This window comes from Asaia sp. Ae19-3, from assembly GCF_059801175.1.
In genome coordinates, this window is the sequence record NZ_JBCHWF010000001.1 from 934,040 (window position 1) to 953,393 (window position 19,354).

Sequence of the window (19,354 nt, forward strand, 5' to 3'; positions counted from 1 at the left end):
GGGAAGATGCCGGGTGGCGCAGCGCGTTGCAACCTCCCACTACGCCCTGCTACACCAAAAACATGAAATCAGTTGCTCAAGAGCCAGGAAAACAGATGCTTAAGGTCGGAATTGTCGGGGCCGGACATTTCGGACGGTTTCATGCCCTCAAGGCGCGAGACTGCGCCCGGGAGGCTCTCATCGCCCTTTTCGACCCTGATCCGGCGCGGGCTGCGGTGGTCGCGAAAGAAGCAGGCTGCGCCGTAGCGGAAAGTCTGGAGGCGCTGATCGGCCAGGTTGATGCCGTCATCGTGGCTGCGCCCGCCGAGCATCACTTCCCGGTCGCTTCAGTCTGTCTTAAAGCCGGACGACATGTCCTTGTTGAAAAGCCAATTGCAGCAACGCTTGAGGAAGCCAATGCGCTGGCGGCGCTTGCCAGGGAAACAGGGTGTGTGCTGCAGGTGGGTCATCTCCTGCGCTATTCTTCCGAGCACCGCGCCATCTCCGAGCGTATCGGTAAACCGCTCTATATCGAGGCCACGCGCATTGCGCCCTTCAAGCCGCGTGGGACCGATGTGTCGGTCATTCTCGATCTGATGATCCATGATCTGGATCTCGTTCTGTCGCTTGTAGATTCGCCCATCGAGTCAATCGATGCGGTTGGCGTGGCTGTGTCGAGCGAGCATGAAGACATTTCCAATGCCCGCGTGCGGTTCGCCAATGGCTGTGTCGCTTCCATTTCAGCAAGCCGCATCTCGCTTAAGACGGAGCGCCGCATGCGTGTCTTTTCGGAAGAGGGCTATCTTTCCGCCGATTTCGTGCAGCAGGAACTTACCATGATCGGCCGCAAGCGCGGCCTGCCTCTGCCGGGGACGGGAGGCTTCAGGCGTGAGGCTTTGAAGTGGAAGGATTGCGACTGTCTTGCCGCCGAACATGATGCGTTTGCAGCGTCTTGTCTGAACGGGGCACCGATCCTGGTCGATGCCGAGGCCGGGATCAGGGCACTCGATGCCGCCATAAGGGTCAAGGCCAGCATGGATGCCTCCCGCAAGACCATGGAGCTTTCCGGACTGATCAATAGCTGAAGCGATCAGGCGCCGGCTTCGAGTTCTTCCTTCTTCATCTCGAGGAGTAGCCAGGCCTCTTCAGCTTCCGTCAGCGCAGCCTCTGCCTTTGTCAGTTCGTCACTGACCTTGGCAAACTTCTGAGCATCGCGGGAATAGAGGGATGGGTCTGACAGGATATCACGCTGAAGGACGATCAGCTTTTCGAGGCGGGCCATTTCCTGAGGCAGTTTCTCTAGAGCTAGCTTGTCTTTGTAGCTGAGTTTCTTGCTCGATCTCTCTGTCTTTGCAGCATTTCTGTCGGAAGCACTCTTTTCCTTCGGGGTGCCTGAGGCCGCGCTTCGTTCCGCAGGTGCGGCTCCGCCGGTCTGCGCTAGCATATCGCTGTAGCCACCCGCATATTCGATCCATTGTCCGTCTCCCTGCGCTACCAACACAGAGGTCGCTACACGGTCGAGGAAGTCACGATCATGGCTGACGAGTAGAACTGTGCCGGGATAATCGTCGAGCATTTCCTGAAGCAGGTCGAGTGTTTCCAGATCGAGGTCGTTTGTGGGTTCGTCGAGCACCAGAAGATTGGATGGCTGGGCAAGGGCGCAGGCCAGCGCAAGACGCCCGCGTTCACCACCAGACAAGACGCCTACAGGGGTACGTGCCTGTTCCGGCCGGAACAGGAAGTCTTTCATATAGCCGATGACATGACGCTTTTCAGAGCCAACCTGTACCATGTCGCCGCTGCCGCCGGTCATGGTGTCAGAGAGGGTGATATTCGGATCAAGGCTGGCCCGGCGCTGGTCAAGGGTAACAAGCGACGTGGATGGGCCGATCTGCACACGGCCGCTATCCGGCTGATCTTCGCCGGTCAGCAGGCGCAGGAGCGTCGTCTTGCCCATGCCGTTGGCGCCAACGATGCCAAGCCTGTCGCCCTTGAGTACGCGGAGATCGAGATCCCTGACCACGACGCGTTCGCCGAAAGCCTTGGTCACATTTTCGGCCACAGTTGTGAGCTTGCCTGTGCTCTCGGCCTCCGAAACGGAAAGCTTGAGTGTGCCACGGAACTGGCTGGCGATCTCCTTGCGTCTGGAACGCAGGCCAGCCAGCTCTGCCACGCGGCGCACATTGCGCTTGCGTCGGGCTGTAACGCCGTAGCGCATCCAGTCTTCTTCACGAGCGATTTCACGGTCGAGCTTGTGAGCTGCCAGCTCTTCCAGGGCGAGCACTTCTTCGCGCCAGTCCTCAAAACGGGCAAATCCCTGATCGAGGCGACGGGTGATGCCCTGTTCCAGCCAGACTACGGCGCGGGAGAGAGTCTCAAGCAGGCGTCGATCATGGCTGATTACGATCATGGCGGAGCGCATCGAGGCGAGCTCACGCTCCAGCCAGGTGATGGTTGGCAGATCGAGGTGGTTTGTCGGTTCGTCCAGAAGTAGCAGATCGGGGCGGGCTGCCAGTGCGCGGGCGAGGGCGCAACGCCGCGCCTCGCCGCCAGACAAGGTTGACGTGCTCTCCTCGCCTGTAAGACCGAGCTCGGCAAGCATGCTGCGGGCGAGATAATCTTCTTCAGGCGGAAGATCCTGCGCAACGTAATCGTAGCTGGTAGGAAAAGCCGTCAGATCGGGTTCTTGTGGCAGATAGACGATCTTGATGCCAGGCTGGACAAAGCACTGGCCTGAATCCGGCAGGATTTCTCCGGCAGCAATGCGGAGAAGCGTTGATTTTCCTGACCCGTTGCGCCCGACGAGGCAGAGTTTCTCGCCGGGCGCAACCCCGATTTCGGCGCCGTCCAGAAGCGGGCGCCCGCCGAGAGAATAGACAATATCGCGAAGATGAAGGATCGGTGCGGCCATAAGCCCTATGTGTCGCACAGCTCCTTGCGATGCAAGTCAGATTGCTTTTAGTCCGCCTGTGACGGCCTGATAGGTCGTGATGGCCAGAGTTGTCGGTTCAAAGGGCTTGGTAATGATGAAGGACGGTTCTTCCTGTTCACCAGTGAGCAGGCGCTCGGGATAGGCGGTGACAAAAATAACCGGCGCCTGATGATCTTTCATGATGCGACCGACGGCATGCATGCCGTCACCCCCGCCGCCAAGATTGATGTCAGCCAGAATGAGCCCCGGCTTCGTCTCCTTGGCAATGCGCACCGCATCGGCTTCTGTATAGGCCACGCCGGCAATGCGGTGACCGCATTGCTGGACAACATCCTGGATGTCCATGGCAATGATCGGCTCATCTTCAATGATGAGCACGCTGGTCTCGGCGACAGAGCGCAAACCGTCATTGGCCTGGGCGATATCAGCGAGAATTTCGCTCTCGCTTCGATCCAGAATCAGGGCGACGGCGCTGAGAGGGACCTCTTCCAGCGATGTCAGCAACAGGACCAGCCTCTGGGTCAGAGACAGGGGTGAGGGCGCATGCGCCGCCTCGTTTTCCTTGGTAAAACACTCGATGATAGAGCGGTAGAGACGATAGCGTGTGCTGATCTCATGACCGCCCTTTCGGCTTACCATATCCTTCAACGCCAAGGCGACGAGTTGATCGCCTTGTATCTGATTGCCTTCCAGAGCCCTTGCAAAACGTCGCGCAAAGGGCAAGGCTTGTATAAGGTCTTGGCGCTCTGCATCGACCATTGAGTAACGAAGCTCCGAAAATAATTCGCGAACAAAACGCGGTCTATCGCGTCAGGATGGCACTTTTTCACGCTTCAGCAAAGAGGAATGCTGTGACCCGGATTGAGGAGACCGCGCCCTGAGTGTGGACCAGCCCATAAGGACGGACGGCACGTCAGGTGGCGCGGACCCCGTGAGGCGCGGTATCGCCGCGCACCTGTCGGATCTGCGCGGCTTCGCTCGTTACCTTACAAGAGACGTCACGGCGGCGGATGACCTTGTGCAGGACACGGTCCTGCGCGCGCTGGGCGCGCGGGCGCAATTCGTGGAGGGGACAAACGTCAAGGCGTGGCTCTTCACCATTCTGCGCAATATTTTTTATGAGCAGAAGCGTCGCAAGGTGAAAGAGACAGAGATCCTCTCCGAAATCTCACTCGGCAGCGAAGAGGGGCGGGAGGGAGATCAGGGCTATCACGATAACGTGCTTGATCTCTCGGTATTGCTCTGGCGATTGCCTGAGGTTCTGCGAGAGGCGCTCATTCTCGTGGGCGCGCAGGAAATGAGCTATGAAGAGGCAGCAGAAATCTGTCTTTGTCCGGTGGGAACGATGAAGGCGCGCGTGTCGCGTGCACGCGCCAAACTGGCTGAGATCACGGCCTTGCCGGGCGCACAGGCGTCTGTCGCAACGGGCATCTGAGCCCGACACGCGACCCGGAAAAAGGAGCGCGGAAAAATAAAATCAAAAAATAGCAATCTGATGCAACCGATCTTCCGCGCCGTTCATTGATCGGATGAAAAGCACTGAGCGAAGAAGGATTTTCGCATGACCAGCTTCCACGACCAAGTTATCCAGATCCTCCCCAAACTGCGTATCCAGGCGCTCTCCCTCACGCGGAATCGTTCGGCTGCCGAAGATCTGGTTCAGGATGCGGTCTGCAATGCCCTTGCTGCTCAGGACAGCTTTATTCCTGGAACCAATTTTTCGGCCTGGATGCATCGCATTCTTCGCAACCGCTTCATTTCCGATCTGCGCAAGCGTCGCGAGACGACCGATATTGAAGACGTGCCCGCTTCCTCCTTCGCCAGTAACGCAACCCATGAAGACAGCCTTGCCCTCAAGGACTTGTCGATGGCCCTTTCGCGTCTTCCTGCAGACCAGCGCGAAGCACTTGTCATGGTGGTGGTGCAGGGCATGAGCTATGAGGCTCTGGCCGAGGCAACAGGTTGCGCTGTTGGTACTGCCAAGAGCCGCGTGTTCCGTGCGCGTCGCCAGCTCGAGGCCTGGATGACCGGCGATCTGCCCGCTAATGACAAGCTTCGTGTTAAAGTCGCGGCGCTTCGCGCAACCCTCGACGACCGTCGTCGCAAGGGGCTGAAGTCTGACGATCTTTTCACGTTCTGAGTGACTTGGCGTCGTTCTTACGCCACATACTCTGAATTGTGAGGCTTTTTAGCCATAATCGAGAGAGACGATCATGTATCGTCTCTCTCGATTGCTATTGTGGCTTCCAATTTATTCAAAATACGTTGATTAAATTTCGGTAGTGCAACTCAGACGCTGCCCCCCTGTTAAACCCGCATGGGTCGAATTCTTTTTTGAGGTGATGACATGACTGGGGGAAAGGACGGCGTGCCGGAGAAGTCCCGCCAGGATAAAACCTCATCCGACAGCGACAATCCTTTCGACATCTGGCTAAAGCGCGGTCTGCATCAGCTATTCGACGATGTGGCGAATGAGCCAATCCCGGACGAGCTCCTCCGTCTCATCGAGGAAGACCGCGACGAGCGGTCATCATGAAGAATTGCCTGATCTGATCGTTATGAACTCCCGAAAGTCAGGCGGGTGACAGCCTCACCCTTCAAGCATCTCAGGAATTTTCGTGTGAAATCCGGCCTTTTTGATACGGTCGGTTCCCGTGTCATGGCCCTGATCATCTGCACGTCTCTGCCACTGGCCTGCGTCGCCGGTATGCTCGCCTGGCACACCTATCTCGTGACCTCGAATAATAGTTTCGAGCGGACGCAGGGTGACGCGATCAGCGCCCGTCACGAGATTGCGACAGATATCGATCGCACGCGGGGCATGCTTCAGGTTCTGGCCAGAATTGGGCTTCATGAGGAAATTGCGCCTCGCGCTTTTCAGCTCATTCAGTCGATCAATGAGCAGCGATACTGCTCTCTTGTCCTGAATGACCACTTTGGGCGTGCAGTTACATCCCTCCAGACGACAGCGGGCAGGGATGCCGCTTGCGCTCCCGAAAATCAGGTGTCTACACAGCCGGCTGTAATACGTACCGAAGCTTCACGACCTGACGTGGAGGTGCTTCAGCAAGGCCCGGTTCCCCTCATCCGTATTGTTGTGCCCCTGGAGTATATCGACCGCGCCGGGGAAACCGTGGCCGGTCGGCTCATCGCGCTACGTCCTCTTGTGAACTCTCAACTCGTCAACGCCGGGCAATATACGCATCCGGCAACGGACCCGGAAAATGGCGCGACAGATTTGTGGCTCTATACGGGAGAGGCAGCGCCCGTTGCGCTCACTGCCAACAGGAAGATCCCCAACCCATGGTCCGTCGAGGTTCTTGCGAAGCTGAAGAGTGATGCTGCAGTTGACCTGCAGCTAGATCATTTCGAGGTCGATGGGGTCTACTACACAATGGCCCCCGGATACGGACCTGCACGAATTGTCGCGGTGTCGACCCGCAGCATTGCGGAAACGCGTGCGCTACAGCTTTTCCTCGCCAGAGTCATGCTGATCGTCCTTATCCTCATCGTCGAGTTGCTGCTTGTGGCCTTGGCTGCGCAGCGATATCTGGTCGAGCCGCTGGAGAAGCTGGCTTTCAGCGTTGCGGACTGGCGCCGTCATGGCACCTTCCAACCCGACCTGCCTCGCGCACTCCCTTTGGAGATAAGGCAGATGGAACGCGCCTTCAGTCGCGCAACCAAACGTCTTGATCGTCATGAGGCGCGCCTCACACGCGCGACGAAGCAGCAGGATCTGCTGATCAAGGAGATCCATCATCGCGTCAAAAACAATTTGCAGATTGTTGCGTCATTACTGAATTTGCAGGCCAACCGAATAAAGCTACCTGAGGCCAGAGAAGAGTTTCACCTTGTACGTGACCGCGTGAGGTCACTGGCAACACTGCATCGACACCTTTATCCGGAAGGGGGGCTATCTGCGCTCGATATCAGGGCATTCCTCGAGGAACTCGCCAGTCAGATTTTTACCGCGAATAATCGCTGTAATAAAGGGCGCGTCAGTCTCTCCCTCGATATTGAAAGCGTTCCGATCACTCCTGATCAGGCCGTTCCGCTCTCGTTGATTGTCACTGAGGTGGTCACCAACGCGCTGCGCTACGCATTTCCCCAGGAACGTTGTGGTTCGGTACAGATACGTCTGGCCCGTAACGAGAATGGCGCTGTTCTCACGATTCAGGACGATGGTATTGGCCTTGATGCCACTGCACAGTCTGATGCAGAGAAGAGGGAAGGTATCGGATTACAGTTGGTGCGTGGTTTCGCGCGACAGCTTGGTGGTACGCTCGAAATCAATTCGGCGGCTGGGACGGTGTATACCCTTGTCTTTCCGATACAATCAGTGCGCCGTACAATTCAGTGACATCAAACTAACTCAATAAAAAAGGAAGGCCTCGCACCGCCTTCGATGGTGCTTCGTCGACCGAATAGGTGAGGACTGGCCTCAGAATTAGAAAGCAAAGCACTGCGTTTTTCAAAAAAAAATATAGTGGTGGTATGTCTCAAGTAATCGATCGCTATATTTTTCGTCCGCATGTGCGCTTCGTGCTTCTAAACGTATATCAATAAAATCCCGTCGTTAATAGATTGAGACCATGATTGTTTTCGAAGTAAGTACTTCGGTTTCGCATGCAATCCTACCGCCACGATAGTGACTTTCCCCAAGCGTCAGAAGAACAAGCGTGTTTGTAATTGACACCTGCACGCTGCCGTCCTTCTTCTGTGACTTTGATTCGCGAATTCGACTTTCCAAAAACGGAAATTAACATTACTGAGGCTTTTAATTCGATATCATGACAAAAAAGTTAAAAAATTTCACGGTCAACGCAATGTGTTGACGAAAAGGGGTCTTATATAGAAGGATATTCTATAAAGCGGAGGTCTCTCCGCCGAATTAAGGCGAAAGATCGTTAATGCTTCGTTCACCGTCCAGACGTATGTTTTGCCGAAATTCTCTGGCCTTGAGCGCTGCCATTACGAGCTTTGGCGCTTCCAACGCCAGCAGGGCCGCCGCAATCGATCCGGACTGGGATATCTATAAAAAACAGTTCCTTCTCCCCGAAGGACGAATTGTTGATAATGGCAACAATAATGTTTCCCACTCAGAAGGGCAGGGATATGGGCTGTTTTTCGCCTCGACCTTCAATGACAAAGAATCTTTCGAAAGCATTCTGAGTTGGACGAAAGATAACCTCAAGCACAAGGACGGAAACCTGCACAGCTGGCGCTGGGTGCCAGCTATGCCGCATGTTACCGACACCAATAATGCCTCGGATGGTGACCTCATGATTGCCTGGGCGTTGCGTCGTGCGGCGATACTATGGGCGAGGGAGGACTACGCGGAGCAGGCGCAGGCGATTGTGCAGGAATTAGGCCGGAAGTGCGTTCGAAAGATTGGCAGCAGGCTCGTTCTTTTGCCAGGTGCACGCGGTTTCGACAGACCCAAGGGTGTGACCGTCAATCTCTCCTATTACAATATTCCGGCACTCGTTCGGGCGGCTAGGCTCGATCCGGCAGGCCCTTGGAACAGCCTCATTGATGGTGGGCAGCAGCTTGTGCAAAGCAGCCGCTTTGGCCTTTGGGGGCTGCCCCCGGATTGGCTGATGATCGATCGCAAGTCCGAGCGCCTCACGCCTGCCTCAGGTTTCCCGCCGCGATTTTCATATGATGCAATTCGGATTCCGCTTTACCTCAAATGGGGCAACCGGATGCCGGCCACCCTGTCGCAGGCGCTCTACGCCGTAAGCCAGAATTACACGATGAACGGCCTGCCAGGATGGATCGACGTGAAAACCGGAGAGCGCTCCAACTATAACGCGCCGCCCGGCTTTAGGGCCGTCTATCAGTTCGCGCTGAACGGCCCTGATGCTCTTCCAAAATTGCCAAGCGTCAAGGAGAGCGGTGACTATTACTCGGCTTCGTTGACACTGCAAGCGCGGATAGCCGCGATGGAGATGGTATAATGCCAGATAGATTCAGAATTCTTGAAGACTCTTTCGATGGTGAGCCTTCGCCTTCCGGAGAGGAGTATCCTGATTTTAATGCATTATCCCGGCTTAGCTCAGAAACCCCGGCAAATGAGACGCAGGAAGCGCCTCTCGATATGGCTCCTGCATCGCAGGGTGCCGAGCCTTCGCCAGCTCTTGCCAATTTGCTCAACGCAAATGTTGCCAGTAGTTCTACCTTGGCAGCACCCAACGGCGGTAGCGTGACCGGGAAAAGCCTTCCCTTATCGGGCAGTGCGACGAGCCTCGGTTTCAACAAAAACATCGAATCAACGTCTCTTCGAAAGAACACCTTTCAGGATCCCGCACCGGTGAAGTCGGAAATCGCTCTCGCCTGGCGAAAAATGCCCTTGCGAGACGTGTTTGCCACTCTTCGCACCCCTGCCACGGAGCGCGTTGCAGGACAAAATCGATTGCGAGGCATGTTCCGACGCTGAAACGTAATTTCCGATATTGTCTGCTGGAAACAAGAAGAATTAATGACACTGATATGTGTGGCCTCCCCAAAGGGCGGCGTTGGAAAAACCATGGTAGCGGCACATCTGGCTGATGAAGTCAGGCGCGCGGGTGCGCCCAGAGTGGTGGCAGTCGACCTCGATCCGCAGAATGCGCTTCGACTGCATCTCGGCATTCCCATGTCGGAACGTTTCGGGATCAGTAGCTGTATCGTTTCGGGACGCCCCTGGATTGAAGCCGCGAAACCGAGCCCTCACGACGTGATCGTTTATCCGTATGGATCTCAACCGGTCAGGGTGCAGGCCGAGCTTGAGCACGCGCTGCAGCTTCGACCCAGTCTCATTGCCCAGGAAGTATTTGCGCTCTCTCAGCAGCCGAATACGATTGTCATTGTCGATACATCACCGGGTTATTCTGTCTCTTTTTCGTCTATTCTGCCCGTTGCAGACATGGTCGTGACCGTGATGACGCCTGAGGCGTCATGTGTCTCACTGGTGCCTGAGATCCACGCAGGCAGTTGCTACCAGCTCGACGCGACCACACCCCTTCGGTTCGACCATCGCGTCGTTATAAATCGCTTCGATCCCATGAACCGGGTCAGTGCCATGGCGATGCCGCAACTGGTCAGACGTTTCGGCCCCATGCTTCTCGGAACGATTTATCGGGATGAGCATATTGGTGAGGCTTTCGCGAGCCAGAAACTCATCAATCATTACGCACCCCACTCACGTGCGGCTGCAGAACTGGATCGACAGCGCCAGCCGGTCGCCTTTCAGATCCACTCTCAGAACGTCACTGATTTCAGTGGCGCTGCTTTGCGTCATTCTCGCTGCATTCGTGCATCTTACGCTTGCGAGCCAGACAATCGTCTGTTTCATCGGTATCGGCCTGTTTCTGTATATCAATCGCTATCCTGGCCCCCGTGCGACGCTGGCATTGAAGGGGCTATCGATCATCGTCTCGCTCAGATACCTGAGCTGGCGCCTTACCGAGACGCTGAATTTCAGCTCCTGGACACAGACCGTGCTTGGCACGATCCTTGTCACAGCCGAGATATACGCGTTCATCATGCTCATTCTGAGCTATTTTCAGTCCCTTCATCCGTTGCGAAGGCAGGTAGCCCCTCTGCCGAGCGATACGGCGTCATGGCCTAGCGTCGATATCTATATCCCGACATATAACGAAGAGTTGCGGATTGTAAGGCAGACAGTTCTGGCAGCGATGGGGATCGACTGGCCTAATGACCGCATCAATGTCTATATTCTGGACGACGGCCATCGCGATGAGTTTCGTGAGTTCGCAGAATCCTGCGGCGCTGGCTATATTGCGCGCTCAGAGCATACGCACGCAAAGGCGGGCAATCTCAATCATGCGATGACCTTGACCAAGGGCGATCTCATTGCGATTTTTGACTGCGATCACATAGCCAAGCGTAACTTTCTTATCGAGACCGTGGGTCCATTCATGACCGATGAGCGTCTCGCGCTGATACAGACACCGCATCATTTCTATTCGCCCGATCCGTTTCAGCGCAATTTTTCCCACGGCGCCTTCGTGCCACCGGAAGGCAATCTTTTCTATGGCTTGATCCAGGACGGGAATGATTTCTGGAACGCAACCTTCTTTTGTGGCTCCTGCGCTGTAATCCGTCGAAGTGCCTTGCAGGAAATCGGGGGGGTCGCGATCGAGACGGTGACGGAAGACATGCATACCGCGCTGAAACTGCAGCGGAGGGGATGGTCTACCGCCTATCTCGCAAAACCATTGGCTGCTGGGCTGGCAACCGAGCGCCTTATTCTGCATGTGGGCCAGCGCATGCGCTGGGCTCGCGGCATGTTGCAGATATTTCGTCTCGATAACCCGCTCATGGGCCCGGGCCTCGATTTTGCACAGCGCCTTTGCTATTTCGCTGCTATTGCGAGCTTTCTTTTTGCCATACCGCGGCTGATCTTTCTCGTCGCCCCCATGGCGTATCTTCTGTTCAGCCAGACACTCATTGATGCGTCGCCTTTTGCGATCGCTGTCTATGCTGTGCCGCATCTGGTTCACAGTGTCCTGACCTCTGCCCGCACCAACAAGAACTGGCGTTATTCACTCTGGAGCGAGGTTTATGAAACGACGCTTGCGCCATTTCTTGCCCGTGTCACTGTCATGACCTTGCTCTTTCCCAGAAGGGGCAAGTTCAATGTCACCGAAAAAGGCGGGATTCTGGATCGGTCTTATCTCGACTGGAGCGCCATTTATCCGAACGTCTATCTGGTTATCGCTCTTCTGGCGGGTTTCGGCTTTGGAGTTTTCCGTCTGCTGCACAACCACAACGATTACATTGTCACAAACGCTCTGACGATGAATATTGTCTGGATCTCGATCAGTATTGTTATCGTGCTCGCCGCGATATCGATCGGGCGAGAATCCATGCAGGTTCGCAGATCGCCGCGCGTGAACATCAGCATGCCGGTCACGGTTCGTGCGGAAGACGGTCGTCTGTTCGACTACGTGTCTGAGAATTTCTCCTACGGAGGGTGCCTTATGCACGGTGCGGCAACCGACGTTCCGTTCGCCAAAGCGGGGAATGTCAATGTGTTCGTCAAGGATATGGCAGAGACCTATAATCTTCCGGCGTCGATCGTACGCGTGTCGGAAGCGGGTAGTCTGGCGCTTCGCTGGGCGCCTACCACAATATTGCAGGAAGCCCAGATCATTCGCGTCACCTTCGGGCGTCTGGATGCATGGCATAACTGGGCCGACTACAAGCCAGACAGTCTACTCCGTTCCATTATTCTGATTTTGCGCAGCATTCTCGATTTGCTGAATCCAGCGACCTTTCATCAGAGAAAGCCTAATACCGTGCTCAAGGGTCGTGTCATACAACCAGTGCCTCAGAAAACTGCCGTGCTCGTTCGTCCCAAAGCTGGCATGTTACAGGTCTTGCCGTATCTGCTTTTTGCGACGGCTTTTGGCGCCGTGCCTCAGGCCTGTGCGCAGGAAAACCCGGCGGATCTGCCGCTCCCAAGTGCCGTTCGCGCGGCGCCAACGCCAAGCGCCTCTGCGATTGCCGGTTCCGTTGACCCCGGCACGACCGGGCAGGGGGCGTTACACGTTGTCGCGCCATCGAAAAGTCAGGAGCCGCAGGCCGCTGTCCCGGCCGCTCCTGCGTCCGAGCCGGTCATTGCCGATTCTTCGGGCAACAATGTCGCCGCGCCCGTTGCACCGGAACTGGAAAATGCCAGAACGACGTCATGGAGTTTCAAGCAACTTCGCAGCGCCGACACTCTGATCATGACTCCATGGATACCGATTCAGGGGCTCAATTTCGGCGTGGCACCTACTGAAGTCGTAACGGCGGCGACCCTGTCACTGCACGGCTCGCTTTCACCGGATATGCTGCCAGCCGGCAGTGGCGTCACGATTTTTCTTAATGACCAGTTTGTTGGAGTGATCCATCCCGACAAAGCGAATCCGCAATTTGGGCCGCTGAACTTTCCGGTCAATCCTCTCTTTTTCAAAGAGCGCAACGTCCTGACTTTCCACTTTGCTGGACAGTACACGCTGAGCTGCGGAGACCAGACGAGTTCAGTCCTTTGGGCGAAAATATTGGGGCAATCGACACTCTCGATCACCTCGGCCCCGCTGCCCCCCGCCCGCGATCTCGCGGCCTTGCCTGCGCCCTTCTTCAACGATGCCATATTGACGCCGTTGCGCGTGCCCTTCGTTCTGTCTCGTCAGAGCAGCCAGCACACACTTGAGGCTTCCGCAGTTATTGCGTCCTGGTTCGGGGCGCTCAGTAACTATCGCGGCGCAAGCTTCCCTGTGATGGCGCAGATGCCGCCATCTGGAAACGCAGTGCTGGTTGGCCCAGCCGATGCCATCGGAGAGTACCTTGCGGGGGAAGCGCCCATCAATGGGCCGACCATTCTAGAAAAACTCAATCCTAATGACCCCTTCGGCGCCGTGCTGATCGTGACTGGTCGCACAGATGAAGACGTTTCCTCGGCTGCGCGCTCGCTGGTGTTCGGCAGTAGCGGTTTTCCTCATGCCTCTCGCATAGCGGCTCCGGCTGTTACCGCCGCTGTGCGGCACCCATTCGATGCGCCGGCTTTCATCACACGCACTCAGCCGGTCCGCATAGGCGACCTCGTATCCCTCTCTTCGCTGCAGGGTTACGGGTATGTGCCCGGAACAATCTCGGTTCCCTTCCGCACTACTCCCGATATCTACACATGGCGCGATCGCCCGCTGACGATGCACTTCACGGTTCGCGGTCCGCTGGGTACCGAAATCGATAAGAAACGCTCTCATGTCGATGTCAGCGTCAACGGGATCTATCTCAAAAGCGTCTCTCTCGCACCGCCTTCGGATATGCCGGAATGGCTGAGGCATTTCTGGCCTGATGCGTCCCGAGCACAGTCTGCCTCAGTATCTATCCCGGTATGGACGCTCTACGGCGCAAATACTTTGGGTTTCTACCTCGAAGGACGCCCTCTGGGGCGGCGCGACTGCAGCGGTATGACACAGGATCTCAGAATGAGTATCGATCCGGATTCGGTGATCGATTTGAGCCGTGCCTATCATTATACGACGCTCCCGAACCTGGCCTATTTCGCGAATTCCGGTTTCCCGTTCACACGTATGGCCGATCTGTCGGATACAGCCATCGTTATTCCTGCGTCTCCCAATGAGGGCACGGATACGGCCTTTCTGGATCTCATGGGTATGATGGGGGCAATAACCAATTATCCTGTGTCCGGAGTGTCGGTGCTGCACAGCAACGCTGTGGCTGAAAATGAAACGCGCAATCTCATCGTTATGGACACGGTGACAGGCTCCCCGGCCGTGGAGCGTTTCCTGCGCGGAACGCCTTACAGTTTCAGCGGCGGCACGCTCAATTACACCAGTTCGATGCTGCTGGAGCCATTTCGCCTTCTGTCGCGCAGTCTGAGCAGCGCGTCGCCAACCGAAGTGGCCACGCCATTGCGCACGCTCAACGCGACGACGTCGCTGAGTGACGGTGGCGCCATAATTGAACGTCGCTCGCCGTTTTCAAATGATGCGACCATGCTGCTGATGCTGAGCGAAAACCCGCAAGGGCTTGAACGTCTCGTTCAGACGATGCGCGATCCGAGAATGCAGCCCACGATTCAGGGTGATCTGTCGATCGTCAACGGCAGCCATGTTCTGGCAACGCGTAACCTGCCGACCTATGCGGTCGGATCGCTGCCCTTCTGGTTCTGGCCAGACCTCTACCTTGGTGACCATCCTTTCCGGGTTATCTTGCTGGCTGTGATCGGGGTTGGGCTTGGGGTACTAATTCTCTTCCGTGTTCTGACGTCTCACGCGAGGCGCCGCGCTAGGGAGATCCAGCGTGACAAATAAATTTCGACGCGCCCGTATGGCGCTACCGACCATCGCCTGCACGCTTGCTGTTCACGCCCACGCCGCCCCCCAGGGTGATGCCGCTCCTGTTCCAAACGGGGGGCAGGAATCCTCTCAACCTGCTCGTGTTCTCCAGCCTTCCGATAACAGCCGCATCGTGCCCTCCGTCATTCGGCGCGCGCGATACTGGCTTGAGCATGATCGTATCGATGACGCACGCATTGCCCTGAACCAGGCGATACAACTGGCGCCGAACGACCCTGATGTGCTCGCCCTCCAGGGCCAGATGAGCTTGAGAGATGGTGATATCGCGTCAGCCCACAAGATCATGAAGCAGATCAGGGATCAGAACACGGATCCTGATGCCGGCCGTCTGCTCGATATGGATCTGCAGGCGCGCTCGGCACCGGGAGCCGACATCCAGAATGCGCGCGAGCTTGCGCGCAAAGGCGCGACGGCGCAGGCCGCGGCTGCCTATATCAAGGCATTTCCGGACCGGCCGCCGGCGCTTTATGCGCTGGAATATTACCGCACTCTTGCGGGTGTTCCCGACCAGCGTAGCAAGGCGCAGCAGGGGCTTGCAAAGCTTGTCCGGACATCGCCCGACAATATCGAGTACCAGATCGCCTATGCTCAATCACTGGTTTGGGATGAGAAAACCCGGGTAGCAGGGATAAAACGCTTCGAAGCTCTGGCCAAAATGCCTGGCCTGGCTGAGAATCAGAAGCAGCAGATCAATGGTACAACCAGGCAGTCAGTACTGTGGCTGCCCGCAACCAAGGCATCCGATCCCGTAATCAGTGACTATCTTGTTTCCCATCCGGAAGACAAGGATATCCAGGCATTGCGCGGGCGTGCCATTTCCGGTCTGACCCGCCCCGACGAACTGGCTCGCCAGAGGGGGTGGGACGCCCTGCGTGAAAATAATCTGTCGGGCGCAGAAGCCGCGTTTCGTCAGTCACTGACCCTTTCTCCCAACGATGCCGATACGCTTGGCGGGCTTGGCGTAACCTTGTTGCGTCTTAAACGTGATGCCGAAGCAAAGACCTTTCTCGATCGGGCAATAGCAGCCGATCCTGCCTCTGCCGACCGCTGGCGCGCTGCCTCCAATGGGGCAGTGTTGAGTGATACCTATGCGAAGGCGAATTACCTTTTCGCCAAAGAGCGCTATACGGAGACACTCGCCCTCATCAATCCGCTGATTGCGCGATCACCGCAGCAATCCTGGCTACGGGCCATGCGCGCCGATATTCTCGAGCGGACCGGTCGTCGCGACGACGCCATTGCTGCCTATCGTGATCTGGTGAGAACGGCTCCCGGCAATGTCTCCTATCGTGAGCGTCTGGTCCGCGCCCTGATCGAGGATCGGCAATTCGACGAAGCGAGAACGATGCTGGAGCAGAGTCCGATAGCGAATGCCCAGCTTCGGGCTCTTTTATACGACACCGAAGCGGCTCAGGCACCGAGCAAGGCTGAGCGTCTGATGGTCATGCAGAGAGCTGATCGCGACAACGCGCTTTCGCCATGGTCCCGCCTCCACTATGCGCAGGCTCTGCTTTCGGAAAACCGGCGTCGTGACGCGGATGACGTTATGGCACCGCTGGTTCAGGAAGCATCGGCAAACGACAGCCAGGCGGTGGCGGCAGCCTTGTTTTATTCTGCTCAGACCGGCGACCTGCAATCGGTTCGACGCCTGAGGCCGCTTCTTTCTGAAAAGGCCATGACGCCTCAACTCCGCGCTGTCTTGCGAAGTGCTGCGTTTCGCGAGGATATGGCCAATGCACCGGCTGATCGCGACGCAGCGCGGTTCTATTTTGCGCATCTGCTCGATAGCGGCGACCCCGATGGATCACTCACTCAGCAGGCAGCGATCATGCTTTATGATCGGGGAGATGCCACCGGTGCAGCGCAGTTGCTGACAATCCAGATGAGCCGCATGAGCGCTGGCATGACGCAAGCTCAGGAGCTCGCTTATGCCGGAGCCTTTCTCCATATGCATGATCTGGAGAGAGCACGCCGTCTGATCGCCTCCGCCAGAGCGAGGCCGCTCACGTTAGAGCAAGAGGCATTGCTCACTCAACTTGATACGAGCCTCGCCGTATCGACGTCTGATCGCCTGAATGAGCGGGGTGACCGGGCAAAGGCCTATGAGGCTCTCGCGCCAGCGCTCAATCGTGCCAGCCCTCCGGTTGCGGCGAACCTCGCTCTGGCGCGGCTTTACAGTTCCGGCGGACAGAATGCGCAGGCCTATCAGATCAATCTGCAGGCCGTGCAACATGACCCTGCGGATCTCGATGCCCGCCTCGCCCTCATCGAGACTGTCATAGCGATGCACCGCTATGCTGAAGCAAGCGGCTATGTGCAGCAGATGAACGCGATCGCGCCGACAGACCCGAGGAGCTGGTACGCAGCTGCCCAGCTCGACAGGGCAAGAGGGAATATCCGTGCAGCCGTGCGCGAGCTGGCTCAGGCAAGGCTGCTCAGGATCGAGCAGCTTTCCCCGGGCCCGAATGCGGGTTATCGAAGCAACAACCCCTTTGCTGCAGAAGATGCCACGCTCGCGACGAATGATACGGATCTCCTGATCCGGCGTGTGGATGGCGATTTAAACGAGATCACTGACTCGCTTGCAGCCTCGGTCAACATCACCCCGGGTATCGATACGCGATCGGGCTCAGGGTTGAGCGGTCTTAACAATGTGACGGCAGATGTTTCTGGCAGACTGCCTCTAGGTACCGGGCATCTCACATTGGGCGCTACGCCGACTTTCTTGAGTAGCCGTTCCTACAATTCCGGAGATACCACCGGGCCGAGCTATATCGGTTATAACCCTCTCGCTGCTGTGAAGGGCGGGGCGCTCAATCAGCGTAGCTCGTTCAATGCCACAGGTGTCGCGCTGAGTGCTGCCTACGATTGGCGCTGGCTGCATCTGGATGTCGGAAGCTCGCCGCTCGGCTTTGCGGTCAATAATATCCTGGGTGGCGTCAAATTCAGCCCACAAATTGCTCGCAAGACCATCCTGACGGTTGGCGCCGAGCGGCGTGCCGTGCAGGACAGTGTGCTGTCTTACGCCGGCCTCAAGGACGCGTCCGGAGCGACATGGGGTGGGGTCGCCCGCAATCGTGTTTACGCCCAGCTCGCCTATGGGGATTCCAATGCCTCGCTCTATGTCCGTGGCGGCGGATCGTATCTGACGGGTCGCAATACCAAAAGCAACACGGGCTATGAGGCTGGGGCAGGGGGGCAGGTTCGCGTCTGGGATCACGGTACGCAAAATATCCATGTCGGCATGGATCTGACCTGGTTTGGTTATGACCGTAACGAATACAAATTCAGTTTTGGCAATGGCGGTTATTTCTCGCCTCAAGACTTCCTGGCATTCACCTTTCCCGTTACCTACGCCGGATCTTACAAGCAGCTTGACTGGCGTGTGATCGGGCGTGCCGGTTATCAGACATATCATTCCAGTCAGGCTGAAACCTTTCCAAACAGCGCCGCCGATCAGAATCTGCTTGCCAATATCGCGCCACTCTACGCCTATCAGTCCGGCGATTCCGGCAATGGTCTCACGGGTGGCGTCAATGGCACTGTTGATTATCGTGTGACGCCCAATCTCAGGCTAAGCCTCAATGCAGATTATCAGCGTGCGGGGCCTTGGAATGAAGTTAGAGCTTTTGTCGCTGCCAAATACAGCTTTCTGGGGACGAAATGACCGCGCCTGATTATTCCCTTTTCCTGCACTCTCTCGCCAGTGAACTCGATATTCAGGCGGGGGCCGAAGAGCGTGATGCGCTTCTCCAAAGCGTTGGCCTGCGCGCGGCGACACGCCTGCCACTGCCGGCTTGTGAAACCACCGAAGATTTTGAGCTCGAATGCAACGCGCTCTTGTACCTGATGGGATGGGGCAGAATTGCCCTCGCCCTTTCGCAGGAAAAACACGGTCTCACACTCACCATCAGTGAGCCCTTGCGCCTGGGGTCGCTCGGTACGCCATCTGGGCAGTGGTACGCTGCTTTCTATGCAGGGCTACTGACGGGCTGGTTTCAGCAGACCGGCGAGGCGGTGACACTCCATCAAGATAAAGACGCCTCAACATCTGAGATCCTTGTTTTTGACGCCAAGGGTTGAGGCAATAATCTTACAACATGGGAGAAAACAGTGCCCTCAAGCCCTGTTAAAGGCTTGAGGGCGCCAGACATATTGATGCTTGTGGGTTCAAAAATGGCCAGCCGCAGAACTGGGGGACTGATCTTTCATTCACTGTAAAGATGCGAATACATTTCGAGTATAGCCCAACAGATCAGCGGTTGGTCCCTTGGCTGCCAAAGACCGCGCTATGTGGGGGACGCTTGACACGTCGAGCGGTTCTAAAAATACCATGAACCGTTCGATGGCTTGGGCGCAGAATGCGCGGCAGCGTTTTACCCCTGCGTTACAAAGGCTCATTCAGAACTTCGCGTGGCCGCAGCCTGACATGAGACAATGCGGTCTACCGCGTACTGATTGAAGCGAGATGATTTCGGGTCATTTTATCGCTCAAGACCAATCGGCTCAGCGACCTGTACACGTTTTTCAAGTAAGTCCTTCCTTCTCCCCGGTTTGACGAAACGAG

Annotated in this window: 13 protein-coding genes and 1 pseudogene; 11 read left to right on the top strand and 3 right to left on the bottom strand. The window is 56.6% G+C overall.

The annotated features are described in order from the left end of the window. The first annotated feature begins 95 nt into the window (after nt 1-95). Nucleotides 96-1,064: a Gfo/Idh/MocA family protein gene (locus tag AAID99_RS04050; protein WP_498493208.1), complete on the top strand. Its 969-nt coding sequence runs from the start codon at nt 96-98 to the stop codon at nt 1,062-1,064. Nucleotides 1,065-1,069: 5 nt separating this feature from the next. Here AAID99_RS04050 and AAID99_RS04055 read toward each other — a convergent pair whose 3' ends face one another. Both AAID99_RS04055 and AAID99_RS04060 read right to left on the bottom strand, forming a co-directional pair. Continuing rightward, on the bottom strand, nt 1,070-2,890 hold the full coding sequence (locus AAID99_RS04055; RefSeq protein WP_498493209.1) for an ABC-F family ATP-binding cassette domain-containing protein: 1,821 nt from the start codon (nt 2,888-2,890) through the stop codon (nt 1,070-1,072). A gap of 36 nt (nt 2,891-2,926) precedes the next feature. Then, a complete protein-coding gene (locus AAID99_RS04060) occupies nt 2,927-3,670 on the bottom strand; it encodes a PhyR family response regulator anti-anti-sigma factor (RefSeq protein ID WP_188427363.1) in 744 nt (247 codons plus the stop codon). Between the two features lie 172 nt (nt 3,671-3,842). Here AAID99_RS04060 and AAID99_RS04065 point away from each other — a divergent pair, with 172 nt between their 5' ends. From AAID99_RS04065 to AAID99_RS04075, 3 genes are all read left to right on the top strand, one after another. Continuing rightward, the gene (locus AAID99_RS04065; protein WP_229719902.1) at nt 3,843-4,346 is read left to right on the top strand and encodes a sigma-70 family RNA polymerase sigma factor; all 504 of its coding nucleotides are present in this window, start codon (nt 3,843-3,845) and stop codon (nt 4,344-4,346) included. Nucleotides 4,347-4,472: 126 nt separating this feature from the next. Then, the gene (locus AAID99_RS04070) at nt 4,473-5,051 is read left to right on the top strand and encodes a sigma-70 family RNA polymerase sigma factor (protein WP_188427364.1); all 579 of its coding nucleotides are present in this window, start codon (nt 4,473-4,475) and stop codon (nt 5,049-5,051) included. 207 nt (nt 5,052-5,258) lie between these two features. Continuing rightward, complete coding sequence (locus AAID99_RS04075) at nt 5,259-5,447, top strand: NepR family anti-sigma factor (protein ID WP_188427365.1); 189 nt, start codon at nt 5,259-5,261, stop codon at nt 5,445-5,447. Nucleotides 5,448-5,501: 54 nt separating this feature from the next. Here AAID99_RS04075 and AAID99_RS04080 read toward each other — a convergent pair whose 3' ends face one another. Continuing rightward, entirely contained in the window at nt 5,502-5,765 is a 264-nt protein-coding gene (locus tag AAID99_RS04080; protein WP_188427366.1) for a hypothetical protein, read from the bottom strand. A 198-nt stretch (nt 5,766-5,963) separates the two neighbouring features. Here AAID99_RS04080 and AAID99_RS04085 point away from each other — a divergent pair, with 198 nt between their 5' ends. The 7 genes and pseudogenes from AAID99_RS04085 to bcsD all read left to right on the top strand — a co-directional run bounded on the left by AAID99_RS04085 (nt 5,964) and on the right by bcsD (nt 18,870). Next, complete coding sequence (locus AAID99_RS04085; protein ID WP_188427367.1) at nt 5,964-7,271, top strand: sensor histidine kinase; 1,308 nt, start codon at nt 5,964-5,966, stop codon at nt 7,269-7,271. Nucleotides 7,272-7,869: 598 nt separating this feature from the next. Further along, nucleotides 7,870-8,871, top strand: coding sequence for a family 8 glycosyl hydrolase (locus tag AAID99_RS04090; RefSeq protein ID WP_498493210.1), 1,002 nt, complete (start codon nt 7,870-7,872; stop codon nt 8,869-8,871). After that, entirely contained in the window at nt 8,871-9,350 is a 480-nt protein-coding gene (locus AAID99_RS04095; RefSeq protein WP_498493211.1) for a hypothetical protein, read from the top strand. Before AAID99_RS04090 ends, AAID99_RS04095 begins: the two co-directional genes overlap by 1 nt. 42 nt (nt 9,351-9,392) lie before the next feature. Further along, a pseudogene (locus AAID99_RS04100) lies at nt 9,393-10,055 on the top strand (cellulose synthase operon protein YhjQ/BcsQ); the annotation flags it as partial. Nucleotides 10,056-10,098: 43 nt separating this feature from the next. Next, nucleotides 10,099-14,742, top strand: a complete 4,644-nt coding sequence (bcsA, locus tag AAID99_RS04105; RefSeq protein WP_498493212.1) for a UDP-forming cellulose synthase catalytic subunit — start codon at nt 10,099-10,101, stop codon at nt 14,740-14,742. Then, nucleotides 14,732-18,454 (top strand): cellulose synthase subunit BcsC-related outer membrane protein, encoded by a 3,723-nt coding sequence (locus tag AAID99_RS04110; protein ID WP_498493213.1) that lies wholly within the window; start codon nt 14,732-14,734, stop codon nt 18,452-18,454. The genes bcsA and AAID99_RS04110 overlap by 11 nt, the downstream gene beginning before the upstream one ends. Then, nucleotides 18,451-18,870, top strand: a complete 420-nt coding sequence (gene bcsD / locus AAID99_RS04115) for a cellulose biosynthesis protein BcsD (protein WP_188427373.1) — start codon at nt 18,451-18,453, stop codon at nt 18,868-18,870. Before AAID99_RS04110 ends, bcsD begins: the two co-directional genes overlap by 4 nt. Nucleotides 18,871-19,354 lie beyond the last annotated feature (484 nt).